2 protein-coding genes are annotated in these 2,229 nt (G+C 70.2%); one reads left to right on the top strand and one right to left on the bottom strand.

The annotated features are described in order from the left end of the window. Nucleotides 1–1,228: glycerol-3-phosphate dehydrogenase/oxidase (locus tag RWX45_RS03985; protein WP_316022482.1), on the bottom strand; the 1,228-nt coding region annotated here is incomplete at its 3' end. 141 nt (nt 1,229–1,369) lie between these two features. Between RWX45_RS03985 and RWX45_RS03980 the strand changes: the two genes are divergently transcribed. Beyond that, a partial coding sequence (locus tag RWX45_RS03980) for a sugar-binding transcriptional regulator (RefSeq protein WP_316022481.1) occupies nt 1,370–2,229 on the top strand: 860 nt, incomplete at its 3' end.

Raw genomic sequence — 2,229 nt, 5'->3', positions numbered from 1 at the left:
GGTGTGCATGAGCCCCCGCCTCGCCGAGCGCGTGATCGACGGCGTCGGCGGCCATGACCCGGTAGGTCGTCAGCTTGCCGCCGGCGATGGCCGTCAGGCCCGGGGCCACCCGGGTGACCGTGTGCTCGCGGGAGACCTTCGTGCTGGCGGCCTCGGCGCCGGGCCGCAGCTGCGGCTGCAGGAGCGGGCGCAGGCCGGCGTAGACCCCGATGATGTCCGCGCGCGTGAGCGGTCGGGCGAGAACCTCGTTGGCATGGTCCAGGACATAGTCGACGTCGGCTGCGGTGGCCACCGGCTTGGCGACGTCCTGCTCCCACGGGGTGTCGGTGGTGCCGATGACCCAGTAGCGCTGCCAGGGGATGATGAACAGCACGGACTTCTCGGTGCGCAGGAAGATGCCTGTCTCGGCGTCGATGGCCTCTTTGGGAACCACGATGTGAATACCCTTCGAGGCGAGCACCTTGAGCCCACCCGCGTCGGTGGCCAGGTCCTGGGTGGCCTCGGTCCACACCCCGGTGGCGTTAATGGTCTGGGCGGCGCGGATCTCGTGGGACTCGCCGGTCTCCAGGTCCGTGACGACGGCGCCGGCGACACTGCCGTGGTCATCCTTGAGGAAGTCGGTGACCCAGGTGCGGTTGGCGGCGTAAGCGCCCAGGCCGACGGCGGTGCGCACCAGGTCGATGACCAACCGGGAATCGTCCACGCGGGCGTCGTAGAAGCGGATCGCCCCGACTAGCTTGGCGGGGTCAAGGGCGGGCGCCAGGGCGCGGGTGCCCTTGCGGCCCAGGTGCTTTTGCACCGGCACCGTCTGGTGCCCGCGGGCGCCGGCGATAGCCAGGGCGTCGTAAAGTCCCACGCCGACGGCGGAGTAGGAGCGCTCGTAGTGGTGCTTGAGCGGCCACAGGAAGGGCTGGGCCTTGACCAGGTGCGGCGCCGTCGTCGTCAGCAGCCGGCCCCGTTCGGTGAGGGCCTCGTGGACGAGTGCGAAGTCCAGCTGGTACAGGTAGCGCAGGCCCCCGTGGACGAGTTTGGAGGACCAGGAGGAGGTGCCCGAAGCCCAGTCGCCCATCTCGACGATGCCGGTGCGCAGTCCGCGGGCGGCGGCGTCGAGCGCAATGCCGGCCCCGGTCACGCCCCCGCCGACGACGAGGATGTCGAGGCCCTCCTCCCCGGACATGGCCTCCAGGGCGGTGCGTCGTTGCGTACTGGTCAAGGCGGTGTCGAGCATGAGACTCTCCTAACAATCGTCTTGGTAGCCTTGCCACTGATCTCCAGAAGGAGGCGGTGACGCGACCAGCATCATCGGCTCGTGCGATAATGGGCAACAGGTTTGCACGAACGTGCAGCATATATCGGACAGGGGGAACGGATGACGGAGGGAACCGGCAGCTCGGTTCCGCTCGGCCGCTGCTACGAGGCGGCCTCGATGTACTACGTGCAGGGCGAGACGATGGACGTCATCGCCCGGCACCTAGGGGTGTCGCGCTCAACGGTCTCTCGCCTGCTGGCGCGGGCGCGCGCGGACGGGATCGTCCGCATCACCCTGACCGCTCCTGGAGGGGCGGGCACGCTAGAGGCCGCGCTGCGGGACACCTTCAACGTGACAGCGCGGATCGTGCCGGTCCGCGAGGGCACCACCGAGATCCACCGCCTGGAGCAGGTGGCTGCGGTGGCTGCGGAGGAGCTGGTGGCGCTCGCCCCCGAGAACGGGGTCCTTGGCACCGCCTGGGGCACCACGATGTCGGAGGTCTCCGCCGCCCTGCCCCGGCGCCGTGTGCCGGGGCTGACCGTGGTCCAGCTCAACGGGGCAACCGCGCCCGAGGGAGACGGGCCGAGCGTGGGCGAGGTGCTCGCCGACTTTTCCGATCGGCTCGGTGCGCGCACGGTCGCCTTCCCCGTGCCCGCGTTCTTCGACCATGCCGCCACACGCGAGGCCATGTGGTCCGAGCGCTCCGTACGCCGGGTGCTGGCGCTCGCGGACCGGGCGAGCGTGGCGGTGTTCGGCGTGGGCTCGCTGGATCCGGCAGCGGCGTTGCCCAGCCAGGTCTACTCCGGCGGGCACCTGACCGAGAAGGACCGAGAACTGCTCAAGCGTGACGGCGTCGTCGGCGACGTGTGCACGGTCATGCTGCGCCAGGACGGTACCTGGCGTGACGTCGCCCTCAACGGGCGCGCCACCGGCCCCACGCCCGCACAGCTGTCACGGATTCCCCACAGACTGTGCATAGT

It is taken from the genome of Actinomyces sp. MRS3W, from assembly GCF_032465695.1.
Classification (GTDB): Bacteria; Actinomycetota; Actinomycetes; order Actinomycetales; family Actinomycetaceae; genus Actinomyces.
This window is presented reverse-complemented; position numbering and strand designations above follow the sequence as displayed.